The organism is Pseudomonas sp. 9AZ (assembly GCF_902506525.1).
In the GTDB taxonomy this organism is placed as follows: domain Bacteria; phylum Pseudomonadota; class Gammaproteobacteria; order Pseudomonadales; family Pseudomonadaceae; genus Aquipseudomonas; species Aquipseudomonas peli.
Genome location: NZ_LR733840.1, coordinates 3,666,795 through 3,693,407 on the forward strand (window position 1 = coordinate 3,666,795; position 26,613 = coordinate 3,693,407).

Consider the following 26,613-nt stretch of genomic DNA (forward strand, 5'->3'; position numbering starts at 1 on the left):
AACAACTCCTTTTTAAGCATTAATCAGGGCAGCTAACTGCTCAGGCCATTCTTCACCAGCGGCAATTACGCACTGCCAGCCGTGTGTCTGCCACTCTGGCGCGTAGTCATCCTGATTCTCCAGCAGCAGTACTAAGCGTTTCTCGACCCAGGCTAGCTCGGCCTCTGCCAGAACATCACCATCTAGGCTAGGCAACTCATAGCCGACAGCATCCGGCGGTACCACGCCCAGCGTAACTAACTGCTCAAGCCCCGGTTTAACTGATTTGACCACTTGATTAAATATTGCCTGCCAAGCTGAGTCCTCACCCTGCCCAGGTGTTGCAGGCTTACCCCCTAGCGTTTTGCTAAGGGCAGAGAAATCACCACTGGCCAAGCTTTTACTAGTTGCCAGCAGCATTCCTGGTAAGACTTGGAGGTGGTTGTACCAACTTAGCCAATGACGCCATTGCGTATGTAACTGTTTGTCATCTGTGTTGCTGTCATTCAAAACAAATAGCCCAGTAGACTGCTCTGCTGGCGACCCTGCTGATGCCCAACTGTGCGGCCAATACAACCGAATACGGGGTTCAGCCTCAAATGGTGAGCCAGCAACACTTGCCCGCTGTGGTTTTTCCTGCAGGGCCGAAGGTAAAAACTGCCAAAGCTTGCCCAGTTCTGCGGTCATTGCCGACAGCTTTTCCGCATCTGTCGGCAGGCATACCAACTGGGTTGCTAGGCCCTGCATATTAATGAGCTGACGCCCCATAAAAGCATCCACCCCATTAGGTGTAGGGCTAGCTAACCAATGGAGTAACAGAGCAATGGAGTGCTGCAGCAGCAGGGTTTTATCCACGGTCATGTTCGGTGGCAAATTGTTTTGCACATGACTACCGAAAGGTGATCCGAGGGACGTTGCAGATTTACCATCGAGGGCAGCCTCGACATCGTCCCAGGTCACAGACCAAACCCAAAAACGCCCGCTACCTACCAGTGCCGAACGTTTTAGAGCATCGCTGGCCAGAACGGGCTGGTGATAAGCCCAGCCATCGCAGAATACGGCAATCGGGCGACGAGGTGACTGGCTGAGCTTTGGCCAAATTACGCAGTCAGGCTTACAGGCCACGGCAATACCATCTGCCTCAGCCAATTCAACCTGCATCTCTACCCAATATTGTTCGCTGCCTACGGTTAGCTGATAACCGCTTTTGCCTTTGACAACATCCTTGACCAAGCGAACCTTCGGCTGCCCAAGTTCACTACCAAGTCGAGGCAAACTGGCAATAAAGCGTGACTCCAGCAGCGAGTCAAACTGCGGATTGATCTCGATATCACTGATGCAATCAACCCTCTCCAGCATATCTAGCGAGCCCAATAGCTCATCCAAAATATCCCGCGCACAATCACGTGAGACCTGATTCATCGCCCGACCGAGTCGATACTGATAAAGGCAGCTGTAGCAGCCATCTTTGTCTGGCTCTGCATTACAGCGGCAGCTGTTTAATTGCTCGGAGGCCATGCGCAGAACGTCACTCAACGTCTGTGCGTCCTGACTCAGCAACTGGTGTAGATACCCCGTACCGCCAGGGACCGAGTCATACAGCATGATGTAATGCCGGGCGGGGCCATTATCTTTACCCGGTTCTTCATGGGTGGTCATACGCAGGTGGTCGACCTTGCCACCGAAACGTCTTTTCAGGCCCAGCTGGACCGCCGCCATAAACGACTGCACCACCCTCTCATCCATGCCTACCTTGGTGAACGGCACCAAAATGCGCAATGCCTCAGACTCGAACTCTCGGTACAAATAGAGACACTCGATCAAGTTGAGTGGATCTTCACTTTTACGCTTTTCACAGTCGATGGCGTGTGTCTGCACAGGCTCATCCACAGCATCACGTTTGCGCCGCGGGGGCTTCTGCACCATGCCGCAGTATTTGCACAATTTAAAACCAGACCGTATGGCTGTTTGGTTGGCGACCTTTAGAGTTTCACTGCCCTTACCACGCTCGCCGAAGTTGATGTCACGAAACTGTGCGTGGCGAATAAACTCAAAACCAAAGGGCAGGCTCTCGCTCTTTAAGCTCCAAGCCACCTCAATGTCCTCTGGCTTGAAGTCCACCAGTAGCTGACGCTGGTAGAACTTTGGCTCACGATCCTCGCTGCTATCGTCAATACGTACCTTACTGTCATCGCTATTGGCCACTGCCTGCTTAAAGCGCAGCAGGGTCATGACCTGAACAGCATCCGTCCACATCACATCGTGACAACGCGGGCACTCAGAGTCGCTATCTGGTTGGCTTTCGAGATTCTGCATGTGATGGCAGGACGGACACATCCGCCAACGCTCAGGGCTGGCCAACTGCATGTCGATCTGATTGATCTCAACCTTGCGCTGATTTGCGAAGAAACGATTCTGCGGAGCAAACTCCGACAGCGCCGAAGATGCAGGTCGCTCGAAGTTCATGGCAGGCAGCGTGATGTAATTACCTGAGCCCTCCTCCCCTTGTTGTTTTTTGCGCCACAACATCGACTTCAGCTGAATGCCTGCTTCTGGGAAGGCATAGTTGGGGATCAAACCAGCGTCGGTCAGGGTATTGAGCAAATCCTTCTCATTAATCGCTTTAGCTTGCTGCTGGGCCATGCCACGCAAACGGTCAAGACTATCAATTTCCTCGATGGTTACATCGTCCTGAGGTTTGGCTTTCAAATTACTGATGTCGGCCTTGAGTTTGCTCTGGCGCTTTTTATACAGCGCACGCTCCTTACCCAGCTCTTCCAGTGTACGGAACAGTTTCATGCGCAGAGAGTCTTCGCCGTCACCACCTTGCATAAAAAACTGCAAACGCTGGCGCACCCGATCATCGATATCGTCGCCGAGCATAGCGATAAAACTTGCCAGTAAACGCGGCTCGTTAACCTGCATATGGCTCATAAACGAAAACGGAAAGCTTCGTTCGTTTACCGCATGAATAGCATCGAGAGCAGTGCTGGTTTTTTCCGGTAGCGCCGAATCATCTATTCCGGTGCCGACCCAATCATCCAGGCAATATGCCAACAGCTGACGACGCAGAACTTCAGCGGCCTGCAGAAAAATCCCTGGCGGCAAAACCTCGCCGCTGAGCATCTCGCTTGGCTCATTGAAAAAGTACAAATCGTGCGGGCTGCTGCCATCGGCCAGTGTGGTGGCTAGAGCGTTGCCATCACGTCGACCTGCTCGGCCAACTCGCTGCAGATAACTCGCCTGACTTGGCGGTACCGAGCACAACAGCACGGACGACAGGCTGCCAATATCGACACCCATTTCTAAGGTTGGCGTTGCCGAGAGCAGATTCTCGTACCATGGCTGAGTTTGTTCTGGCCTGGCCTTGAACCGCTGCTCTAGTCGTTCCCGCGGCTGACGCTCAAGCAACCCCGTATGCTCGGCCGAAATGACCCGGCGCACATCAGCCTGAAGATAACCCTGCACTCGACTCTGCGTTTGCTCGCAGCTCTGCGTATAACGCTCGGTAAACGCCTCAAGACAAGGCAGGTCCATCAGCTGCTCGGCTGCAGCTAAAGGGACACATAAGGGTCTAAGTTTATTGTTTGTGAGCAAATGGCAAACGTTATGAGTCAACTGCAAGCGTTCGGCATTCAGCGCCACGCTGTCGCCCAACGCATCACTCTGCGCCCGCACCAGCAGCCCTTCTGAGCACAACTCAGAAATTAACAGCTGATATATCGGCTCAACAATGTTGCGGGCCAACAGCACTTCATCGCGCTCAAACAACGTGGTCATCCAGCCGAAATACCAATTGCCCGACTGACTACTGATACGGTCAAAAGCACGGTGCTGCCCCAAACTCAACCATATCGGCCGCGGAGTATGCGTACCCATCGAAGGCATCCAGTTACGACGTTCACCGACTTCGACCAAGCCAAATATATTGCCATCCTGCGCATAGTTACTCAGCTCAGGATGTGACACCGCTCCACGTTGCCGCAAATGGGTCATGAAGCCCCATATCCATTGCCACAGCGTCGCCTGAGACAATTGGCGCAACCCAAGTTGCTCTGCAAGTTTTGGCCTTAAGCGCTCAGCAACTGCAGTGATAGCCTCCAAGTCGAGCGCCACAGTAGCCAGACCAACACGCTCCAGCGAACGACCGCGACGGTTCAGATAAGTGAATTCGACAAACGCCTGCCAAGCCAGACGCCTGGCCACCCGTTCCGGTAAGCGACTGTTTTGGCCGAGCGACTCATCCTCATGAGCCAACTTATCCCAGTCCTGTAACCAGAGCATATTGGGGCCGATAAACTCGCTAACGAAACGCTCACGCCCAAAGCGCTTGAGCCACAGCTCCGGCAGCTGCTGCAAGAATACCGTCCAAGGCACAGTACCCTGCGCAGCAGTTAATTCATGCAAGGCTTGGGCAATCGCTATACGCGTGTTGTGGCCATATGTACGCCCAGCAAAAAAACCGGCCCGGTGCGCAGCGTCCTGCACAGAGTCAGAGAAGGCGATCAGCTTTTTGTCATCGTTAAATGGGCTCGCCCAACTGTGCTCAATAACCTGCGCACCCAGCGTGGCATTTCGGGCACCGAGCAGAATCAGTCGATCACGACTAGCGCAAGTGGGGCAGGTTAAATCGTGCCAATTGAATACGGCATTGTTGCGCTCGCTAGTGGTGGTTGCCGTGACCTGCATAACCTCCACCAAGCTATCGCAACCACAGGCTGTGCACTGTTCGCCTTTACCTTGCACATGACCACATTCGCCACAGAGAAACCGCTGCGCGCACTCCACTTGCGGGGCCGCAGGAAAGCCACTCTTTGGGTAGAGCCGCATAATTTCCGGACGTCGATCAAACCAAGCGTTGTAAATAGACTCCAGATCGCTACTTACCTTGGCACCACCATCAGCCTTTACCCCAAGCCAGCCGGTGGTACGACACTCTGTGCACTGCACCAAGGGTAAAAATAGCCCGCCTGGTTTAGCCTTCAGGTCGACCGACGAAACCAAACTGACGTTTTGCGCCACACTTTGTACTTGCGCCACCATCCGCCGCAGCTCACGCAACCAGAGCTGTTGACGTAGAGTTAGCAGCGGTAGAGCAGGGACAACCGGGTCGCGAGCCCAGCCAAGCAAAGCTACCAACGCCGCCAGTATTGGTTCAGCCAAGACTCTGGAGCGTGTCGGTAGGCTGCCACGCAGCTCCTCAACCAGCTCCCCCATTATCCGTACACGACCATCAAGCAGCTTGAGCAGTTTCTCAACCAGTAAATGGCTTTTGAGATGCGCCCCTAGTTCGGCCCTGAATTCACGATGACTAACATCAGTAGGCAGCGGCAACGCTGGGAAAAACACGCCAAACCAAGCCTTGATCGCCTCTTGCTGATTGGCGTAACGCGATGGATCGAGCAACTGCGGATGATCTTCAGCAAACTCGAATACATGTTCAGTGCTGGCACCATCTAAAAACTCTGCCAAGGTGCGACGATCTTCGGTAATCACCGACTCGGGCGGGAATTCGCCGCCCATCACCTGCCGGGCATACTCACGCAGCGGCGAGGTGTCGGCATTCCCGCCCAAGGTGGCGGAGGTACCCGCACAAATCAGCTGACCTTCCGGCGTCTGCAGGCGAGCCCGCAACCGGCGTAGCAGCAGCGCCAAGTCCGTACCCTGAGCACCATCGAAAGTGTGCAGTTCATCGACCACTACATAACGCAGCGTGGTCGGCGTGTTGTGCGCCCACAACTGACGGTCCTTGGGGCGAATCAACAGATAATCGAGCATCTTGTAATTGGTTAGCAGAATGTCTGGTGGCTGCAGACGCATAACCTCACGATCAGTAATCACCTCCGTAGCGGTCATCACAGGGTTGCCACTCTGCCCCTTACTCTGCCCGCCGACAAACAAACCAACGCGCAAACCGGCAAATGCCGGGAACTCAGCCACCGCCTCAGCAAAGCGCCGAGCCTGATCGGTAGCCAATGCGTTCATGGGGTAAATCACCAGTGCCTTGATGCCCTTGGCCTGATCACCACCAGCAGCACGCATACGCGCGGCATGCACCAACAACGGATACAAAAAGCACTCCGTTTTACCGCTGCCGGTCCCTGTAGCCACCAGTGTATTGGCCGCCATTTTGTCACTGGCCAGCCGCTCCCAAGATTTTTCCTGATGCACGTAACCGGCATGTTGCATGGTCAAACCGGGGAAAAACCCAGCACCCTGGCTACCGGTACGAAACGGTAATCCAAGCTGTAAAAAAGGCCCCTTCAACCAAGCTTGTTCGTCAGCTACATAGCGCTGCATCAAGCCCTGGAAAAATGGGTTAGACGGTTCAAATCCGGTGATCAGAAACTGTTTAAGGCCCTGAATAATGTCGTGTGTTAGCAGCGGTGGCAGCATTTCAAGTCATGTCCTTCTAATTACTGCATCCAAATATTAATGGCGCGCTGGCGGAAAAATTAACGTTTTAAAATCCAAGCATGAACGCTATTTGCCACTCTTAGATTTGTGGATGTTGTATGCACACAAATCAATACAGGCTTCTCGAATCGCGGCTTGATCAAGACCTTTTCCTTCTGCGTCGAGAATGCTCATTAGATCAACCTGATCAGGCATGCCCAAAACCAGCCGGTATAGCGCTCGTTCTCTAACGAGCGCGTCGTAGCGTTCAGTTTGCTCACTGCCAGGTACCGCCAAAAAATACTTATGGCAGCGCGCGCCCTCAACAACCCACCAGGGCGAAAGTCCGGAATCATTACTTAGCGTTTTTTCAGCAATGCCAGCCAACGTGGACCACGGGCTAGCGTCGTCAGGAATTGAGTCGAGATCGACAGCTAATTTTTGTGCAATAGCCCTGCGTACAGACAGGCTAGCAAAACGAGTGATCCTACCTTCACGCTGCTCCAGCGCGACGGGACTGGAGGCCAGATCCCAATGCGCCAGCGCGTTGCACCACGGGTGCAGATCTATACCCTCTTGGCCAATTGATGTGGTCACTAAGACATTAGGCCAAAACGGGCTATTAAAGGCTTTCCTGATTTCATCGGAGCGAATGGGGACATCCTGTTCTACCCCATCGGGAGCAGCCTGGGAGGTTTTACTTCGGCCCTCGGTTAAAGGCACCGCAACATGACAACGAAGCGTAAATGCAGGTACGTCCTGCTCATCACTATGATTAGCAGATGCTGCGTCGTGAAACGTTACGTTGGCATCACGCAGTCCTAAGCTAACTTCAAAGTCTTTCAGTAGCTCAGACCAGTCGCCTGAACCGCCCGTGGATAGATACCAAAAGTGCTCATCAAGCACAGACTCAAGATTGCCATTGAGCACTGCACTTCTTAGAGCATCTGGGTAGCCTCCGCTCTCCCTCGCGGCAAGCGCCGAGTAAAACCAAGCTTTGTCCAAGTAGGTACGCAACCGCACCCAAGTAACGGACACTATCTGAGGCAGATGCTTACTGGCATCAGGCCAGTGACGACTCAGCGCACGCAGCAGCACTACACCAGGAGAGTCGAGCGCAAACGCAGCAAGTGTCGAAAACTCCTTGTCCGTTATGACGTTACAGTCCTTAGCAGCAGCACTACTCCAGTGCTGCAAAATAGCGTCTAGGGCACCTGAAGGCTCCTCATTCAAAGCATGAGGAGCCACCGACTGCCAAGCGGCTAACGAACCGTCCCAAAGACCTGCCTTGCTCTCAATGGCCGCTAACAATTCCCAGGGTTTACGAGATGCTTGCTTGCCATCGGCTATTACTCGTACGCCTAAATGCTTGAGCTTGCTACGCAGCTGTTGCTCAACAGCTTGCTTAACCTTCCGTAAATTTCCTAACGGGGCCTTTAACGGATCAAGATCGGCTAGAAACGGTGAAGGGTGAAATAGCTCTAGCAGCCCCGATCTTTTTTCCGAAGCCTGCAGCCAGCGTCTTTTATTTGCCTGCTCATAATTACCCGCCCTGCCACCGCTCACTGATGTACTGAGCTGAGCCTCCGTCGCATAACTAATTAGCCCTGCAAGCGCTGTTGGTACAGCTCGGTAGCGACTGAAAACAAGCAGTTTGCCGTTTACTGACTTATCACCGGCGGTAGGTTTCCAGCCGCCGCTCAATGGCCACCAGGGCAATGACGGAGCTGTCCATGGCAGCGTTAGTTGCGGGCCAGAAATCGCATTCATTAGGGCTCTCAAGCCCGGATGAGGTAACTGCCCAGGCAATTTATATTTGTTCCTTTTGCCCTTGGTCAGCACTGCCTGCTTCGGAGCCTCACTGCGCCTCCAAGCCAAATAACGACTTCCCAGTGTCTGCATTGGCAATGGAACTGACTGCCATAACGGCAAAATCCACTGATAATCTTCAGGTTTGAAGCTGTCTTGCATCAGGCAGAACTGCGCAATATCGCAAGGCAATAACTCCGCATCGATAACCGACGCATCATCCGCGGCGGCACCATCAGTGCTCGGCAATTGCGGCCGTTCGGTCCGTGACATTAGCGGCGACAACTTCTTAATCAGTGCACGTCGAAGCTCTTGGCCACGGGCTGAATCAATCAACCCCTTACGCAGCTCCTCGCTAAGCTCGCTGAATAATTTTTTAGCTTCTTTCGCATGAGTGGCGCTGCCTGCCAGAAAGCCGACTAAATCAAAAAAATCTGAGCTTTGGTTTGAATTGCCATCACCGACACCCACAGGCTCACTTCGCCCTCGATAAGGCGTATACGGCGTTGCGGATAGAAGCAATAGCGCCGGGCCCGTCGCGTCAGCGCTACCGCGAATTTGTTTTAGCACCAGCGCCGCAGCACGATCACGCAGGCGCGCAGTGTCTTCACTGCCGTCATCCACAGCGCTGACATCTTCATCAGTCAAATCCCGGAAGCGTTGGAACTCATCAAAAATCACCAAGCCCGGATTGATACTTCGTAACCCAGCGATTGCAAGTGCGGTACGCGCCGCGCCGAGCAAATCCGAATGCTGAACGTCTTCAGCCAGCATCGAGTTAATTCGTGCGGGCAAATGCTGCCCAGCCTTTAGGCCTAAAGTCTCGCGTAATGCCGAACGGAATAATTGCCTAAACTCATTCCCACCCAGCTGCCCAGTGAGCGCCTGCTGGCGGTAATAACGAACCCAGCCATCGAAGGATGGCTCACCAGCTGCCCCCCTAAATATTTGCTCGATTGACTCATTCTCGGACGGAATAATCAGCTGCAATAGAACCAGCGCCAACGCACGCTCCTCCATGCGGCCATCTTGTCGTTGACCTTTACGCGTAGGGATTGCCGTTGCAGGCGTCAGCGAATACACGTGATAGCGCTTATGTTCCGGCTTGGCTCTGGTAGCTAGTAGGCTTGGCCGGTCAACGTTAGCAATCGCAGTCTTGCGCTCATCCTCTGACAAAAAAGTTAATAAACGATCAATATTTTGCTTAGCAATACCAAGGTTCGAGCACACATAAAGCACGGAGAACGGCTGACCACTAGCGGCCTGAGCTTTTGCTAAGCCCTGTATGACCCCACTGCCAACGATGGTTTTACCCAGGCCCACTTCGTCGGCGACCAGAAAACGGCGAGACCCCGAGGTTTTTTTTAAAGTTTTAACCGCTGCGGCAATGGTGGCCTGCTGGAACGGTTTAGCCTCGATACTCATGATTTCCCCAGACGCTTATGCATCGCCAATCCCTTGCGTAACGCGCCCCAGGTTTTAGTGAACTGCAGCAAGTGTTTTTCCATTTCAGGATCTACAACCGCCGCAGCACGTCGCTTCTGCCAAATAGCCAGAATTCGGTCCACCTCGTCTAGCTTCGTTCGATCCTTCAACCACAGACGCAGGGCCTGCTCCATGCTTGGCAAGCCAATGGCAAGGGCTTTGCGCGCAGTCGACTTGGCAGTATGCATAGGCTCATCCCAAGCCCCACCCTCATCACCATTGGCATATCCGGTTAGAACATCGTGGATCCATGCAAGCATCTGCCTAGGCCCGAGATAGTCACTCAGCACGGCCTCATCACGTGACATATCCAAAGATGGACTCCATGCCACCACCTGCACCCACTCAACCCGCTCCGCGCCCAAAACCAGACTTATCCGCACGCAGTCAGAATCGGTAACTTGGTGCTCTGCGTGAGGCAGGGCCAACACTGAGAGGTTACGAGGCCATAGCGTTGGTGCCTCCATTAACCGACCGCAGAACAGTTCTATCTCCTCATCAACTGGGTGGGGCAAGCCGTCGGCCTGGACAGTAGCAACGCCCTCTACAGTTTTTTGCACCGCGCCCGCCATGCGAGCAGCCACGTGCACACGTGCGCTAGACAAGCGCATCGCCGGAGTCTCTTCTGCAGCTTGATCTTGCAGCTCAGCCAACATTAAAGGCTGAGCCATTTCGATAAACGCATTCAATCCGGCCAGCAGCGTTTTGCTGGCGTCGTTGAGTGCGTCATTGATGACCACGCAGGCGTAGCACTCAGAATTTCGGCTCCAGGCGCGGCCGGTGAGGTTCGCGCTGCCGAGCCACAACGTGCTGCCGGATAAATGCTCGGCATAAATAAATTTTGCGTGCAGACCCGTTTGGTCAGCAGCAATTATTTCATCGTCGGCAGCTATAGCCGTGTCAGAGCGGTTATCGATTACTGCCTCAGGCAGCACAAGTAACGTGCCATAAGCCTCAAGTGCTTTTCCCGACTGCCCAGCCAGCTTGGCCAGCTCAGGGCGTATCGATAACAACTCACGTTGCGTTTCGTCGCTGCCCCAGCGCGCCAGCGTGGCCACTGCTTTGCTGTCCAAAAAGGGCGAAACAGCAAGCACCCGGCTTATATCCTTGGGGGCTTCAGGCATCCTGCGCCCACCGTCATCAGGCAGCATTAGGCTGATTTGCGTCACTGTCATACCCAGTGGCACCTGCCAGTGAGCTTTGTCTAATGCACCGGCAAAGACAGACCAATGTTTGAGCGCAGGAAACAATTTGGCCAGCGAGGCAGCCAACGGCCCAACCCCGGCAATTAATTGCGCAGCTGTTTTACCGTCAACTCTAGTGTCGCTTCCGGCCTTCAGTACCAAGCCAAGATCCCAGGACATATCCAGGGTTAGATTGCGACTCCCCAGCATAAACACCCAACGTTCGCCGGCCTCTGGATCGGCTACAGATACATGACGCACCAAAGCAAACTTGGCGTGCCATGACTTACCGTTGTGCATTCCGTCAGAGCCTTCATCGAAAGGCGCTTGGACGATAAAACGGTCGAGCAAAGCTACTACCGGCGCGGGGTTGGCAGGCAGAGTTAAACGCCCACTTTGCACAACAAAATGTACCTTGCCGCGCAACTCACTCAACGCACGTACCAGGCCAATACGGGTTCCGGAGGCGGACTCATCATCTTGCCCAGCCAGCGCCAGGAGTGCCGCTGCCAATACCGAGGTGTGCGCTGAGTAGGTCGATAGCACGGCCATATCGGTACGCCAACCGGGTGGCGGACGCAAATGATCGAGCACGGCCAAGTGGGACAGGTGATTGCTCATGCGCTTAGATCCGTCAGTAACGTACGCACATTGCGCCAGCGATAATGCAATGGCTCAGCCAAAGGATGCTCATCGCTCTCCCACTCAGCACGACGTTTTTGCCCCGCTAGGCTGTTCGACAGGCGCGCTCGCGCGCCCTTACGCAACAACTCGGCAGTGGCATAGACGGGCTGCAGCTCAGTGAGGGCTGAGGTTTTCGAGTTCAGCCACTGCTGGGTTGCGTTAAGCACTGCCAGCAGCTGAGTCGACAAACCAGGGATCAGCGTATTGAGTTGGACAATGTCTAAGGCCCGAGCCTCTTTGCCATGCAGAGCCACCATCTCATCCAAGTGATCACGGTGGCGGGCTGAGTAATCGCCACTGCCATTGGCCTTTAGTTGCTCAACCAGAGCGCTATATACGGCACGCCCAATGCCCGCCAGCGCAGACATATTTTTTGCCAATAACAGCGCCCGCTGATCAACCTCAGAGGCCACCGCTAGAATGCTGTCTGCCCAAGGCGCTTCAATGTCAGCTACCGGCAAACGCGCCTCGACCAAACGCGCCAGCAGGCTCTGCTCAGAGCACTCCGGGGAGCGCCGTAATCCGAGTAGCTGCCGCCGAAGAAAATCACGTTCGCCTTTAGTTAAACGGAAATCCAGCGTTTCTCCGGCCTTGAGTAACTCAGGTGGGGCGGCAGGTAATTGCGCAAAAGGTGATGGCTCATGTTCAAACAACTGCTCCCCATCGACCTCATGTCGACGACCAGCGGACTGCTGATGCATGGCTTCAATACGCTTGAGTGTTTGTCGGCGCGAAGCCGATGCGCCATCAGCCCGGGGACGCAAAACGCCCCAACGACTCAACGCCGACCAATACGCCATCGAGGGTGTTTGACTAGGCTCATCCGGCCAAACGGTAGCGCCGATCACACCCTGATTACCTTTGGGGTAATCCTTCAATTGCTTGGTCAACTCCAGCTCGTATTTACGCAACAACGCTGGATCGCCACCAGCACGCTCCATCAACCACGGGATAAACAACACATAACGCAGGCGCGTATGTAACACCGATGTACCGGGAAAAAATCGATCTGAAAAGGCTTGATGCAAGGCTAAAAAGCCCACTTCATCGCGCACGCCCTGCGAGTCGGCTTTTAGTGCTTGCTCAGCACTAGCCACGGCACTGCGCGACAGCTGAATCCATCCAATCATGCCCATGTTCCCTATTTTTTAGCGGCGCCTACCTAGGTGGCAGCAACTTTCGGAGCAAGCTACCCTGCGTTTCAACAGCCCATCCAAGCGAGCCAACACATTGCTTATTTGCGCAGATATTCGTCAGCAAAGCGCTGCTGCAATGACGGGATCTCAAGGAAGATGTTCTCTTCGACGTGATAAGAAACCTGGATATTTTTCTTGTCCGGCTTATCTCCATCCTTGCGCACTTGACTAACCAACTCTTTAAGCTGCTTTGTGCAATACCCTTTAATCCAGAGCTTGCGTGCCCCGGCAGTCAGCACATATCCCGTGGGGCTTTCACCACCCGGCAAACGCTCCGGCCCTGCTGTGCCTTTGCGGCCAAGCCCGGTGATAGTAACGACTACGTGGGCCAGCATATCCATGTCGCTGCATACGCTCTTATGAACATCGGGCCAGTGGGCAAAATCCCCGTTGCCTTCGTCATCAATTGGCGAACCACGCCAGCCTTTCTCCCCATTAACCTCCGCCAGGCTTCCATAAGGATGCGAGTGAAAAGTGCCAATTAACTCCAGCTGCGGCCAGTACTCACGAAAGAAATCGCGTTTCATCAGCAAGGATTCATTGTCTGGAAGAACCCAATGCTCATGACGCAATGCCGAGGTTTCCACCGTCGCTAAAACGGCCACCAAGCGAACGGGCACATCGTCACCACGGGCAGGTAGCGCATAGCCCCAGAGCAAACCATAGGTTTCCAAACGATGTTTGGATTTGCCGTTCAAGTGCGACTTATGCTGAATCTCATACGCCTCGATGGCGGAGGTCAGCAGTTGAGGGACTACATGGTCTTCGATGATGATTTGAGTACGCGGCATAAAACTGCACCTACTTGCTAATGTGACCAGCACCGAGTTGGCTGATTAACAACCTGTTAACCGCTGCAACCCCACGAATACACCTACTAAGACTGCGCTATTGGCCGGCATCTGCATCCGGTTTATTACGCTTAGGCACAGTTGTTTTTGGACTTGGCGGCATATGGCACCAACCGAGTTTGGTTTCCAGCTGCTGCCAGGCCAGGTGAATGACTGAGGTTTCTGCACGTTTGAACATACCGTCGCGTAACACCGAGAGCGGCAGCCATTGACCATCGGCTTCCTGATAGAAGAACTGGGTGTAGGCGTTGCCGGTGTGCGAAAGGCGATGCTGCTCGTATTGCTCCGAAAGCATGGTAAAGGCGTGGTTGGGGCTTTGCGCCACGGCTTTGGCAGAGCCTTCAGGCATCAGGATTGGGCTGCACTCCAACTCACAACGATCTAGGCCAGTCTGGCGCAGCCAAAGGCCGCCTTCGTCCGCGGAGAACAAATCGCTCTGGCGTTTGCTCTTTGGCCCGATGTGCACCGTGATAAACCGTGTGCTGCCGGGTGGCAAAAATTGCAACGGAATAGTCGGTCTGGGCTGCGCTTCTGCTTGTTGCCAGCCATGGCTCTGATCACTGAGCGCCACCAGCAAAGGTGTGCCCAACGGCAAGACCTGCACTGCGAGTTCCTGACTGATCAGGTTGAGAAAATCACGATCCCGAATCGCGCTGCTGTCGACCACCAGTTCCGCGATGGTGCCATCGGGCAAGGGCACATCACCGCCGTAGAGAAACTCCCACTGCCCATTAACCCGTTGCACCGGCAGGCCGATACGTCGACTTCCTTGTCCATAGCGCATGGGTCAGTTGCCCTCGGCCTGACTGGCGAAAAACGCCCAGGCGATGCGATAGTCGGCTTCGCGGTTGGCCAGGGCAAAGGGCGCGGTGTATTGGCGCTCTTGCATAAAGGGGCCTGAAGGCAGCGTGTCGTTTAGAACGCGGTGACTTATGATGCTACCGTCGGGCAGCAGGCCAGCCTCTTGTAGCTGACGGATGTCATCCCAGCCGATAGCGCCACTGCGGGTTGAACCGTCGGGGAGAGTCAGGGTGACGGGATCATCCTTTTTACCCAGCTTGCGCGGCAGGCCGACGCCGACCAGTCCCTTGGAGTTGGTGAAGACGATACGGCCATTGATGTCGTACCAAGTATCACGCTCGTAGCCTTGCATCACCGGGAACTGCACGCGGTAGATCAGGATCAGTTCTTCGAGAGTGAGCTTGAGTGCTTGGGCCACTAGCACGTCGATTTCGACCAGCGCCATGCGCCGGGCATAGTCGCTACGTAGGGCACATTCAGGAGTCCACTTACTACCGAGCTTAGTGAAAAAGTCCTGAGGAAGTCTTAAATTATCTACCTGAGTCCAAACAACTTCAGTGAACCGAAAATCAAAAGACTCACCCCACAAATCTGAATAGTGAACAGAAAGACAATTTAGAGCCAGACACCGAATAAATAAATTATCAGCCAATAGCAATGGAACCCCTGCATGAATAGTCGGCAACTGAGACATTAAGTTCATATTTGCATGCCCCATCCCGCTAGACTTCACCCTAAAGTCAGAAACAATCGAAAAAGTAAATGCCGCAAAGTAAATCAACTCTCTCAAATCTTTAAAAGAGTGCCCAAGCACAGTATTTAAATTTGCTGCCCCTGGCGGAATTACAGCTGTTATCAAAGTCCTCTCAGCACTCGGACCAATCATTTCACGGTTTACTAAACGATAATTCTGAGTGTACTTTCTCAGCTTTGACCTCAGAACCTCGTAAAGCCCATCTTCAAAAACCCCTACAAATATTTCTTTTTCAGCAGTTGTAAGATCACACCAAGGTAGCTTTACAGACTCAACCTCAACCCATCCAACATGAGGAATTCTTTTATTATATTCAACACGATCAACCATCGGATAATAATTTGTTCTAGGAAGATAATTTCTTGAGAGCAACTCAAGATCTATACAATCATAATGACCATTGGCGACGCATACAGCACGCGGCGTTTTATTGAATGGATTTGCGACATAAAAGTGCGGTCCAGAAACAATCCAATCAGAAACATCCAAAACAAACGAAACATCATCTACACGCCGAACAATCGTCCCATCTGATTGCTGGCGGGTTTCATTCCACATTTCCGGAGTAAATACATCATTACCGACATCAATTAGACGCCTTGGGTAAGATGCAAACTTATCTAGAACACTTGCCATTGTACCGGCGTGCAAAGATGGCAGGCGAGCATGTAGCGGAGGGGTACCTGCCTCATCATATATTTTTGAAAAAATAGTTAATCTTTTAATATCGACCGGCACTATTCGATCACGGTGCCCTACCAAACTCCACCGCCCTTCCTTATTTTTATATCCCTCAACCTCACCAACGCCATCATGTTCATAACAAGCATCAATAGTCACAGGATGAAAAATATTCGCCACATGATCGAAATTTGGATTATCCGAAACAGGACCATAGATATTGATACTAAATCTAGTGAGGTGATGCACTTCTGCAAATAAGGAAAGCTCATTTACAAACTGAAAATGAGTCTTAAGTCTTGGATATAAAGCACCTCTTAACAAACCACCCTTGGGATCCTCATACGGCCCTTCAGGATGAAGATAGCCGACAACCCCGCTCACTCCACTTAATAGCCACCCCAATGGTAAGAAACACTTATATAGATTAGGCTGAGATCCTTTAAGTACTTGATAGTTTTGAGTCGAACCTAGGTAGCTTTGAGTCGCCTCTGCCTCTTCGAGTTCAGAGACCCAGTCAGATTTAAGAGTCTTGAATTCCTTGAAGGCCTGAAATCTCTCCTGTGTAAGCTCAGATGCTGAGAGCTTACGAATTGCCAGATATGGATTCGCCTCCCCCAAAACGCCTGATTCATTCCAGGTGACCTTAAGCCAAGGTGGATTCCCCAGCACCAAGTCAAAGCCACCCTCGGCAAATACATCGGCAAAGGCCAGTTCCCAGTGCATAAAACGCCGCTGATTGGCGATAGCCTCCACGGCCACCACTCGCGGAAAGTGCTCGCGCAAACGGCTAATGCGCAGCTGGCCGTATTTGTCTTGCAGTTGCGGTGCGGCTGCTGAGCTGCTGAGTGGCAATTGCAGATCAAAGCCTTCGAGCGAGCCTTGCATGGCGGGAATAATCACCTGCGCCACGGGCTCGGCCGCTTGCGGGGCAAGATCGAACTGCGCTTGCGGGGCCAGATCTACCACGCTGCCTTCGAGAATCGCGCCCAGCTCCATCCACCACTGCTCACGTTCGGGCAATTGCTGGGCGTGGGTGATGGGCCAAAACCATAGGGCGCACCAGTAATCCATCACCAATTTGAGGCGGCGGTACGGCGTGGCATGGTCGTCATCGGGGTTGAACAGGCCGCGAGTGCGCCGCGCCTCCTTCTCCTGGCGGCTGCTGCGGCTGGCGCTGGCCTCGCTATGGGGCCAGATGGCGAGCGGGTCTTCGGTGGCATTGCGCTCGGCTGCCAGCCATTCACGATGTTGCTGCCACAGGCCATCGATCTGTAGCGACAACTGCTGCAGGCGGGCAATTTCGTGGTCTTCCAGCGGGACGTTAAAGCGTTTACGCCAGGCCTTAAGGTGCTCGAAGTCTGCTGGGTAGAGTTCCTTGGCGACCTTGTTGCTGTAGGCCGCCATGCCGGGATCAGGCAGCAGAAAGTGGTACACCTCATCAGGCTTGCGCTTAGGCGCGCTGACATCCAAGCGACGTGGTGCCTGCTGATACCATAGTTGCGGGCATTTCTTGATCAGGCAGCTTGAGCTGTAGACCTCGGCGCGAGCGCCAATCAGGCTGTTACCGGGGAACAGCTGGTAGCCAAACCAGGGCACACGCGCCGGTTGCGGTGGCAGTTTATTGCCGGCTTTATCGTGAGTCGGCTCGCCATAAATGGCGTTCAGCCACAGAGAGACTTCAGCCAGTTCGACGGCAATCGGGTTGAGGTCAACGCCAAACACATTGCGGTCGGCCAGGTACATGCGCACCTTTTGCAGCTCGCGGGTGTAATCCTCATGGGGAATGCGCTGCTTAAGCTCCGCCTGCTTGCGCTCCAGATAGGCCTCGGAGAGCTGGTTGACGGCTTCGTTCAAGAACGCCGCGCTACCCATGGCCGGCTCCACCACACGCAGAGTAAGAATGTCGTCGGCAGTTTTGTCGACCAGTAACTCTTTAAGGGCGTACTTCACCAGGCAGCGGGTCAGTACTTGCGGGGTGTAATAGCTGGCGCTCTTCTCGCGGTCACGCCCGGCCAGGCGGTAAATAAACTGGCCTTTGGGGTATTTGCGCAGGGTGTGTTTGCCGTTGACAGTATCGAAGACCTTCTCACTGTCGAGGTAGTCGCCGATGCGACTGGCGGGCACAAACCAGGCGCTGTCCATCACATCTGTGCTACCGCCTTGCTCACCCTGCTCGCCGTCATCTGCATCACTGTCATCGTCATCATCGGTGGCGGCCTTGGCCTTTTTCTTCGGCGCTGGTTGGACCTCGTAGAGGTCTTCCTTGGCAAAGAAACCACGGTAGGACAGCAGCGCCTCATATACAGCACCAAGCTGGTTGATTGAGAGCAATTGGTAGCTCACCCGGCCCGGCCGACGCTTGCCCTTGGCCGGCGACCAGGACATTTTTCGGATCACCTCCTGCCACACCCAGTTGGGCAGACAGACTTTGTTCAGGAGCTGGGTGGAGTCAGGGTCAAACAAGCGACTGTCGAGCGGTGCAAGCACAAAAGCGTCTTGCACGGTGCCAGCAGTCAGACTGTGCTGAGACTCAAAGTGGGTGCCTTCGGCGATCAGCTTAAACAGCTGCCGCAGGCTGGTATCGAAGTACTGACCATCGCGCGCTTGCGGGCTGTGCAGCGGGGTCATTTCTAGATCACGCAGTGACTCCAGGCTGTAGCCTTTGAGGTAGTCCTCACTGTTGATCGGCACATAGCCCAGGTCGGGGCGGGCCTCGATGTAAAACAGAAACAGCAGGCGATAGACCATACGCAGGCATTCGAGGCTGAGCTGGTCTGGGTCTACTTGGTGCGCACCTGAGTGAATGCTTTTGCTGGCATCCTGGGCGCGCTGGTTGAGCTGCGCCAGGGCTTCGTTACCGATCAGTTCGATGGCTTCACGCAGGGCGTACTTGAGGTCATCGCTAACAGCAAAGGCGTGCTTGTGAGCGTTTTCTTCCAGGCTATCGAGCAGGCTATTGCCGCTCTCAGGCGCCAGACTTTGGCAATACAGCAAGGCGGCACTGGCTTGCAGGGTGGGCAGCTCTTTGCGGTCGAGGATCTCGGCCCAGTCAAAGCGCAGCACACGGTTGTTAGGCCACTTGAAGCGGTCAAGCAGCAGCCATTGGTCCAGGCCTATCAACAGGACAAAACGTGGTGGCTGTTCGGCGGCAAACACCGCTTCGCTGATCATCTCAGCCATGCTTAGCCCAGCCAGTGCTTTGGGTACGGGAATGCCTTGGTAATGCAGAGGCTTGAGGCTGTGCTCCAGCGGATCTTCGTCGCGCTGATCTGGATTGAAGGCCGGAATGACCAACAGCTTTGCTGCATGCTGGCTGTCGCGAATTACCTGCCAAACCGGCACCGGCAAGCCAGTAACGCCCTCCCACTGCGCGGGGCTCGGCTGATAACCGAGCGCACTGAACAACTCGCGGTGCAGTTTGCTGTAGGCCTGCCAAGTGGCTTGCGGTTCGCGCAAGCTGCGCAACTGCGCGCGAGCCACAAACCAGCTGCGGGCGGCGCTGCGTAACAGGTGTGGTGGGGCCTTGCGTTCGGCGTCAGCGTCTTCTGCGGCCTGCCATTGTTTGAGCTGCTCGCCGATGTCGTCTTTGAATACTTCGGCGAGGTAATGGTGGCTGTAAAATTCGTTTTCGTTGGCAATGCCAACGAAGCTTTGTACGGTTTCGGCAACGGACATGGTGACAAGTATCCTTGCGAGGCGGCTCAGCGGATAACCGCGGCCAGCACCTGAATGTAGGGTTCGGGCTCGGTGGTGAGGGTGTCTTTGACCCACTGGGTGTATTCATCAAACACCCGATGAATGTCTTGCACCCGCTTCTCGCGGCGATTCTGTTTAAGGCGCTCTTCCTGCTGGCTTTGCTGCAGGGCCAACTCCAGCTGCTCGACCTGACGCCCTTGCAAGCGAGCAAGCTCGGCTAAGGTGGTGGCCAGGCGCGCTTGCATGTCGGTCTGGAACTGCTGCTGGCGCTGGCACATATGCTGACGCATCAGCTGCACGGCTTGCGGCAGCCCCGCTTGCAGGCTTTGGCTGTCGCGCGGCTGGCCGCTGTTGGGCAAACCCTCAGCACTGATTTGCGCACGCGCAATAAAGGCCTCAAAGGGCTCCAGCCGCCAGCTCTCGCCAGGCTTTTGCACGGCCACTTGCCACTCGACCAGTACTGGCTGGCTTTTGCGGTTGGGAATCAGGCTGAGCATGATCAGGGCTTGCTCACCTACGGCGAGATGCGGCGAGCTGATCACTGGCGCTTTATGGCGGCCAAAGGTGGTGAGTACCCGATCACCCAACCACTCAATGATGGGATGCTGCGGCCAGAGGTAATCCATGGTCGGCCAGGTGTCATCTTCGGCACGGGCCTGACGCGCTTGCTCAATACTTTCCACCATGCGCTGCGGATCGGCGCAGAGGGTGTAACGCTCGCGCTGAGCTTCACGCGGTAACTGTTGCAGGCGTACCTGTAAATCTCTTGGCGCAGTCAGTGTGAGGGTTTGCGAGGCTGCATCAGCATGCCACTGGATCTGTTCGGCACTGGCATCCAACTGGCTCATGGCAGATTTGGCGAAGTGCCAATCACTGGAAAATAGGGACAGCGGCTGTTTGATTTGGTCGAGGCTGCTGATTGCCGGCTTATCATCGACGCCGCCAAACAAGGCTAGGAGGAAGTCAGCTTCGTTTTGTTCGGCAGGTTCGAGGTTGTGCTCCAGCTCCTGGCTGACAGCCTCGGCACTGCAACCTTTGACCATGAAATCGACGACCTTATCGGCCTCTTTCTCTGCATCGTGTACGCCAAAATAGGTGGCGGGATCACCGAGGTTTTTGTTGACCTGCTCATCCTTGGTTTGCAGCACTTCGAGAATGCGCAGATCTCCCTGAATTTTCTCGACATCAGTTGCGGTAAACAGGTAAACGATTTCCGGCTGATGCTTCTGACCATAGCGGTCGACCCGGCCATTGCGCTGCTGAAAGACCATCAACGACCAAGGCAGATCGAAGTGCACCAAACGGTGACAGAAATAGTGCAGGTTAAGGCCTTCGGAAGCGACATCCGAGCACAACAAAATGCGCATCTTGTCGTCGAAACGACCAAAGCGTTCAACGATGCTCTGCTGCTCTGTATCCGACATACCACCATGCAGAATCTGGATTTGCTCTGGTTTGAGCTTGAGATCACCGGCCAGTGCAGTATTGAGCCAGTTGAGGGTTTCAATCCGCTCAGAAAAAATCACCAAACGGTCTTCGGCGCTGTGTTTGTTCCAGCCGAACTCGGCACCATTTAGGTGGCTAAGCAGATTCTGGTATTTGCTGAAGCTGCTGGCATCAATACGTTCTAGGGAGCCTGCGAAAATCTGTAAGGCTTCAATTTCGCAGCGCTCATCGGCGCTGATATCTGCTTTGGCTTGCAGCAAGGCAATCCGTCGGCGAGTGGAGTCCAGCGCCGCCATGGGGCTGGAGAACATGCCTTTTTGCATGCCAATACGCTGCAGTGCTTGCGGTTTGCCGGGGTGGTGCTCGCCACTCTGGGTAAACGGGATGGCGAGCAGGTCACGGAAGGCTGCATCTTCACGGGCACTGGCGGACTGCCGCAGGCAAGTGGTACGCCGCTCTTGGAAATCGGCACTGACCTGAGCCTGGATGTCTTTCTTGAAACGACGGATTACCAGGCCCTTGTTACGGAAATCTTCAGCGGTGTAATCGTCTGGGTCACTGATGGCGGTTGGATCAAGCAGGCTCATCAGTGAGGCAAAACTGCGCGCGGAACCATCGTGTGGGGTAGCAGAAAGCAGAATCAGCGAATCCGAACGAGTCGCCAGCAAACGCGCCAAGCGTGCGCGCCGCGACATGCCACCCTCGCCCGCCCGCGCGGCAACGTTGTGGCACTCGTCGATAATGATGACATCCCACCACGCCTTTTCCAGGTAGTTGCGGTACTCAAGATTGGTCTTGAGGGTGTCCATCGAAATAATGCTGCGGTCGTAATAATTGAACGGATTGTGGTTGGCCGGGATACGATTGCGCACGCGCTGCAAACCAAGTGAGTCGAGGCGAACCAGTGGGATGGAGAAACGGCTCCAGAACTCTTTTTGAAACTGGGTGAGCATGCTCTTCTGCGTAACCACAAGGATGCGTTTGCCACGCCCACGCTGAATCAGCTCACTGGTAAGAATGCCGGCCTCAAGCGTCTTACCCAGGCCTACAGAGTCGGCAATCAGAATGCGCGTGCGCGGTTGCTTGAGCGCCTGTAAGGCTGGGTCGAGCTGGAACGGCAGCACATTCATGACTGCGCGATGGCCGAGGTGAATATTGTCGTCATCCGGCGTGGTGCGCCGACGCAATGCTTCTAGATAAAGCAGAGTGGCATTGAATTTGGGGCTGAGATCGCTGACCAGTTCAGTTTTAGCTGGGTCGAGTACCTCTATGGAGCCTTCCAGGCAACTGAGGAATAGGGAGGTACGCCCACGCACCAGCTCGGACACCCCGTCGCAGGTGAGCTGATAACCGCCAGCGCTGGACGGATCTACCCGGCGGACCAACCATTCCTCGTCGCGAATAAGAACGCGTGAGCCCGGTGCAAATGCTGATGACATGCAGACAATCCTTGAGATTTGCAGCGGTGACGTGATGCCCGGCTGACAAAATAAGCTTTCCCTGCGACAACTTGGGTCGCAGGGTCACGGCAGTATTAACTGATGATTAGACGGGAACTGTCTGCTGTAGCGGCAGCAACTCGGCCTCTACGGCAAAGGCATCCTCAACGGTCATTCCGTTCATGATGTTCTCGATGATGGCGTCGCGCAGCTTACGAATTGCCTGCGGATACATTGCACGATGGGCTTTGTAATGGTCGGCCATAAGCTGCGTGGCTAGAGCTTGTTTCACATACTTGATAGGCGTAACTGCTTTCTCACTGTCAGCTATGTACAGATCAAAATTGCGGTCTACGGTTGACCAGTCGTAGGCGTAGCAACGCTTTTGCTCGGCCTCGATGTCGTGATGTTCCATCGCGCTGCCAGGCACAAGGTATTTCTTACTGACAATCACCAGCGTCAGACGCGGCAGATCACGCTCTTGCGCAAAGTTATAAATCACCCAGAGAATTCGCCCCATGCGCACCGGAATCAAGTTAGCTACCCGACGATCATCCGGGTAGCGCAACTTGGCCCGCTCAATCAGCTGCGTATAGGTCAAGATGCCTTGGCTTTCTGCTACTTCAATTAGCAGTGGATAAAGTAAATGCGCCAGCTGCACATCAAGCAAAGTTCGGGACATCGTCACTTCCTTATGGGTCTCTTAGCGGTTTTACGCTTCTGCTAGTTTATTCGCGGACTAAACCAGGGAAACGATGGCTGAGCCGGCTAGGCATAGCTTGAATACGTTAATGCTCAGCAGGCCTAGCCCTGCATAGGGTCGGCTCACCATTATCCGGCCACCATAGCCATTCAAAAGCCAGCGGTAAAGGCTCTACAACGAGCTGACCAGATCATTCAACAGCCTCATGCCACCCACCCTCATCGTCAGGCAGCCACAACTTGCCCTGCTCAAAATGCAGGTAGGCTCGCCATCCCTCAATCTCGTCAAATGGAAGCTCGAAATCCACATCAAGTACTTCGACATGAGCGCCGCAATGCTTTTCCATGAGCCCGGCAAGATGATCAAAAAACACTCCGGGCAGCTTGCTGCTTGAGGTTATATAGCAGGACTTACCGCTCTCAAAAATATCGCAGTCCCTGACTACCGACCATAACGTTGCGGGCTCCTGAGATGGATTTTGCGAGACCCACTCGCAGGCAAACTTTTGAATCAGCTCGTGCCAGTTACCATCCCCATAGGGCCCTTCGATACCCCACATATCAACCACGAAATACACTTTAATTTGTTTCGGCCTGCGGATCGCCGGATTGAAATCTGTGCTGCTTTTCATCTGGAATCCCTGCTTGGAAAGGTGTACCTGTTTGCTGATCACAAGTCGCTTTGTAACTGCGCCCTCAGCCCATGAGCAAATTTCACTTGGCGTTGCAGCTGTTCAACGTGTGCCTTTTCTGCCCGCAGCCCTGCAGTTAGCTCGCGCATCTCAGCCTCCTGCTGATAAGCCTTGTCCTGCAGCTGTTTTAGTTGAGCCTGGCAACTCTGCAAGGCACTTAGCGCCTCACGACGGCGCAACACCTGCAAGCACAGAGCAACCGCGGCCAATAGCACCAGGAATATGCTCGCGAACATCACTACCCAAGAAAGCACCATCAGACTCACGCTCGATTCTCCCTGAGTCAGCCCGCCTAATTGAAGAAGGCTTGAGCGACAGCACCAAGATATGTAGCTTGAATAGACGTATCTAGAGTGTTTACCCGTACAGGTAAAGTTTTCGAGCAGATGGAGGAGCCATGAAACGTAAGCAAGAAATCGAATCCGTGCGCTGGGATTTGGCATTGCGCTACCGCTTGATCGAAACGGTAGCCTGGTGGGAGGGCCGCCTGACAACCAACCACCTGATGCAGAGCTTCGGCATCAGCCGCCAGCAAGCGTCAAAAGACATCAACACCTACATCAACGAACACGCGCCCCAAAACCTGGAATATGACAAGCATTTGAAGGGGTACGTGCCGAGCAAGCAGTTCGCTCCACTGTTTATCGACGACAGCGCCAGCGCGTATCTGCACCTAGTTAACCAAAGCCATGATCGCGCCCCACATATTGAGGGACTGGCCTTGGCCTATGCGCATACCGAGGTGCTGCAAGTGCCTGATCGCACGGTACGCCCGGAACTGCTACGCCCCCTCCTTCGGGCCTGCCGCGAAGGCCTGCGCTTGGAGTGCGACTATGTGTCCTTCACCACACCGGACGCGGAAACCCGCCTGATAGCCCCGCACACGTTGATCTACACCGGCATGCGCTGGCATGTGCGCGCCTATTGCGAGAAGAACAAGGATTACCGTGACTTCGTGCTTAGCCGCTTTCGCGGTGTGCCGGAGTTGATGGACGATGAGACGGAAAATACTCGCGAGCAAGATCCGGGTTGGAGTACGCAGGTGCAGGTCATCATCGAACCGGACTCACGTCTGAAACCCGAGCAGCAGGCCATTATCGAAATCGACTACGGCATGCAGGATGGTCAGCTAGCAATCGAGACACGCGGCGCGCTGGTGCAATACGTGCTGCAACGCTATCAGATCGACACGACCAAGGTGCACACCAAGGCGACAGCGCAGCAGATTGTGGTGGTCAATCTGGATGAGCTGAAGGGGTGGCTGTACTAGCAAATAGCATCGTTTCAGCCAGACTGAAACCGACTTAGCTGGTCTCGGCATCCAAAAACATTAAGTGAGGTTCGAATGCTCTACGAACATTCCTACATGGAAACTTATACAGCTGGTCACGTCACCCTGGATCAGCCATGCAAGGTGCGAATTGAGGCAGGAATCCTCACCATCGAGTATTTGGCTGATGGCGAGCACACGTCCTATCGCGGCCAGGAAAAAGGGCCTGGCCACTTCGAGCTACATGGCAATGGCTTTGATGGCAGGGCCACACTCCATATGTTCGAGGGTTCCAACATTCTGGAAGGCGGCTGGGTAGAGGACGGGGCAAAGGGCATGTGGCGAATTCGGCTCAGCTGAGGATCAATCATCCGAGATAGCTGCATCACGCTCGCGACGTATTCCGTCGCACGCATAATTCACGATTGGTGCTCACTGTACCCAGGGGACGCACCATGGACCGCCTCATCAAGGAAAACCTCGAATCTCTTCTGCAGGAAACTTCGAATACCAAGCGTCTTGGTCGTCGAATTATCAGCCTGGCGGGCTTTCTCAGCCCTTCTGAACCACCGGAGCATTTGCAGGAGCAACTGAACAATTTGTCGCGCCTGCTGATTCAGCAAGATGCATTCGACGCCTTGCTTGAGCCAGTCACGCTGATGTCCAGGGCGGGGCTAACTCACACCCTGGATGCCCACGCCATGCGCGCAATGCTCGCCAGCCTGGAGGAAGCCCGCAAGCAAATCGCGGCGGTAGAGGATATCAACTATGCCCAACTCATCAGCTGGCTGGTCAGCCTGGCCGTAGGCAGAAAAATCATTCGCCTGAAAGCCGCCGAGTGAGGGCACAACATGTCGCAATCAGAAACCAATCGGCCGATGCACGGGCCACGCTTAACTGTCATGGATTTCTTGACGTTTACAGAGTCCATGCAAACGAGCTTCTCTCCGGACTATCCGGTGTCCAGCCTAGGATTGAGTGATTTGAATTTTGTCATCAATGCACCGCTGGACTACTGCCCACCAGAAAATGGCGCTCTTGCTACGCTGTATTTCGACCAGAACGACTGCTCGCGCGTACTGCAGGAGCATGCTTATCAGGTCAAATGCCCCCGTCGCTTGAATACGCATGAATTTATGAAATGGGCTGAGCAAGGCATCCATATGCTTAGCCATTCCTTCATGCACGTCGGCCTTATCTGCATCGACATTATGGATCTGATACGTATTCTGCGAGCCAGCGAAAGCCAGAAGCTGCTTTTAGAAATCATCCCATATGACGACCCTCTCGAAGTCCCCTGGGAACAACTACAACGCTTCCGCTTTAGAAATCTCTTTGCTTCGTTTTTTGCTGGCCACGATTTAACAATGCAAATGTACTCAGACCTCGGGAATGCTCTTGAAGAAATCAGCCCAAACGTCGGCTGCATGATGCTCGCTGCCAACTACCACGCAAGCAATCCACCCGTGGTGATGCTCTTGGGAGAGTTGGAACCCTAAAGCCCTTGTAATCGAACAAAGGGCTTCTGCGCACAGCCTGCGACAC

The 26,613-nt window shown here is 54.2% G+C and carries 15 protein-coding genes; 4 read left to right on the top strand and 11 right to left on the bottom strand.

Annotated elements, in window-relative coordinates; genetic code table 11:
- Nucleotides 1–12 precede the first annotated feature (12 nt).
- The 11 genes from ALTER154_RS17150 to ALTER154_RS17200 form a co-directional block, all read right to left on the bottom strand.
- A complete protein-coding gene (locus ALTER154_RS17150; RefSeq protein WP_160088809.1) occupies nt 13–6,375 on the bottom strand; it encodes a DEAD/DEAH box helicase in 6,363 nt (2,120 codons plus the stop codon).
- A gap of 87 nt (nt 6,376–6,462) precedes the next feature.
- Nucleotides 6,463–9,609 carry a DEAD/DEAH box helicase family protein gene (locus ALTER154_RS17155; protein WP_160088811.1) on the bottom strand — a complete coding sequence of 1,049 codons (3,147 nt, stop codon included), beginning with the start codon at nt 9,607–9,609 and terminating at the stop codon, nt 6,463–6,465.
- Nucleotides 9,606–11,474, bottom strand: coding sequence for a phospholipase D family protein (locus tag ALTER154_RS17160; protein ID WP_160088813.1), 1,869 nt, complete (start codon nt 11,472–11,474; stop codon nt 9,606–9,608). The genes ALTER154_RS17155 and ALTER154_RS17160 overlap by 4 nt, the downstream gene beginning before the upstream one ends.
- On the bottom strand, nt 11,471–12,667 hold the full coding sequence (locus ALTER154_RS17165) for a DUF6361 family protein (protein ID WP_160088815.1): 1,197 nt from the start codon (nt 12,665–12,667) through the stop codon (nt 11,471–11,473). The genes ALTER154_RS17160 and ALTER154_RS17165 overlap by 4 nt, the downstream gene beginning before the upstream one ends.
- Before the next feature lie 104 nt (nt 12,668–12,771).
- Nucleotides 12,772–13,524 carry a hypothetical protein gene (locus ALTER154_RS17170; RefSeq protein ID WP_160088817.1) on the bottom strand — a complete coding sequence of 251 codons (753 nt, stop codon included), beginning with the start codon at nt 13,522–13,524 and terminating at the stop codon, nt 12,772–12,774.
- A 97-nt stretch (nt 13,525–13,621) separates the two neighbouring features.
- Nucleotides 13,622–14,368 (bottom strand): hypothetical protein, encoded by a 747-nt coding sequence (locus tag ALTER154_RS17175; protein ID WP_160088819.1) that lies wholly within the window; start codon nt 14,366–14,368, stop codon nt 13,622–13,624.
- A gap of 3 nt (nt 14,369–14,371) precedes the next feature.
- The gene (locus ALTER154_RS17180) at nt 14,372–19,498 is read right to left on the bottom strand and encodes an Eco57I restriction-modification methylase domain-containing protein (RefSeq protein ID WP_160088821.1); all 5,127 of its coding nucleotides are present in this window, start codon (nt 19,496–19,498) and stop codon (nt 14,372–14,374) included.
- Between the two features lie 26 nt (nt 19,499–19,524).
- Entirely contained in the window at nt 19,525–22,404 is a 2,880-nt protein-coding gene (locus tag ALTER154_RS17185; protein WP_160088823.1) for a DEAD/DEAH box helicase, read from the bottom strand.
- 106 nt (nt 22,405–22,510) lie between these two features.
- Nucleotides 22,511–23,086, bottom strand: a complete 576-nt coding sequence (locus tag ALTER154_RS17190) for a hypothetical protein (protein WP_160088825.1) — start codon at nt 23,084–23,086, stop codon at nt 22,511–22,513.
- Nucleotides 23,087–23,297: 211 nt separating this feature from the next.
- Nucleotides 23,298–23,738 carry a hypothetical protein gene (locus ALTER154_RS17195; RefSeq protein WP_160088827.1) on the bottom strand — a complete coding sequence of 147 codons (441 nt, stop codon included), beginning with the start codon at nt 23,736–23,738 and terminating at the stop codon, nt 23,298–23,300.
- Nucleotides 23,739–23,776: 38 nt separating this feature from the next.
- Complete coding sequence (locus ALTER154_RS17200) at nt 23,777–24,055, bottom strand: hypothetical protein (RefSeq protein WP_256665703.1); 279 nt, start codon at nt 24,053–24,055, stop codon at nt 23,777–23,779.
- A 140-nt stretch (nt 24,056–24,195) separates the two neighbouring features.
- On the opposite strand from ALTER154_RS17200, the gene ALTER154_RS17205 reads away from it, so the two are divergent.
- From ALTER154_RS17205 to ALTER154_RS17220, 4 genes are all read left to right on the top strand, one after another.
- Nucleotides 24,196–25,068, top strand: coding sequence for a YafY family protein (locus tag ALTER154_RS17205; protein WP_160088829.1), 873 nt, complete (start codon nt 24,196–24,198; stop codon nt 25,066–25,068).
- Between the two features lie 75 nt (nt 25,069–25,143).
- Nucleotides 25,144–25,428: a hypothetical protein gene (locus ALTER154_RS17210; RefSeq protein ID WP_160088831.1), complete on the top strand. Its 285-nt coding sequence runs from the start codon at nt 25,144–25,146 to the stop codon at nt 25,426–25,428.
- A 95-nt stretch (nt 25,429–25,523) separates the two neighbouring features.
- The gene (locus ALTER154_RS17215) at nt 25,524–25,910 is read left to right on the top strand and encodes a hypothetical protein (protein WP_160088833.1); all 387 of its coding nucleotides are present in this window, start codon (nt 25,524–25,526) and stop codon (nt 25,908–25,910) included.
- Between the two features lie 9 nt (nt 25,911–25,919).
- Nucleotides 25,920–26,567 (top strand): hypothetical protein, encoded by a 648-nt coding sequence (locus tag ALTER154_RS17220; RefSeq protein WP_160088835.1) that lies wholly within the window; start codon nt 25,920–25,922, stop codon nt 26,565–26,567.
- The last annotated feature ends 46 nt before the right edge of the window (nt 26,568–26,613 follow it).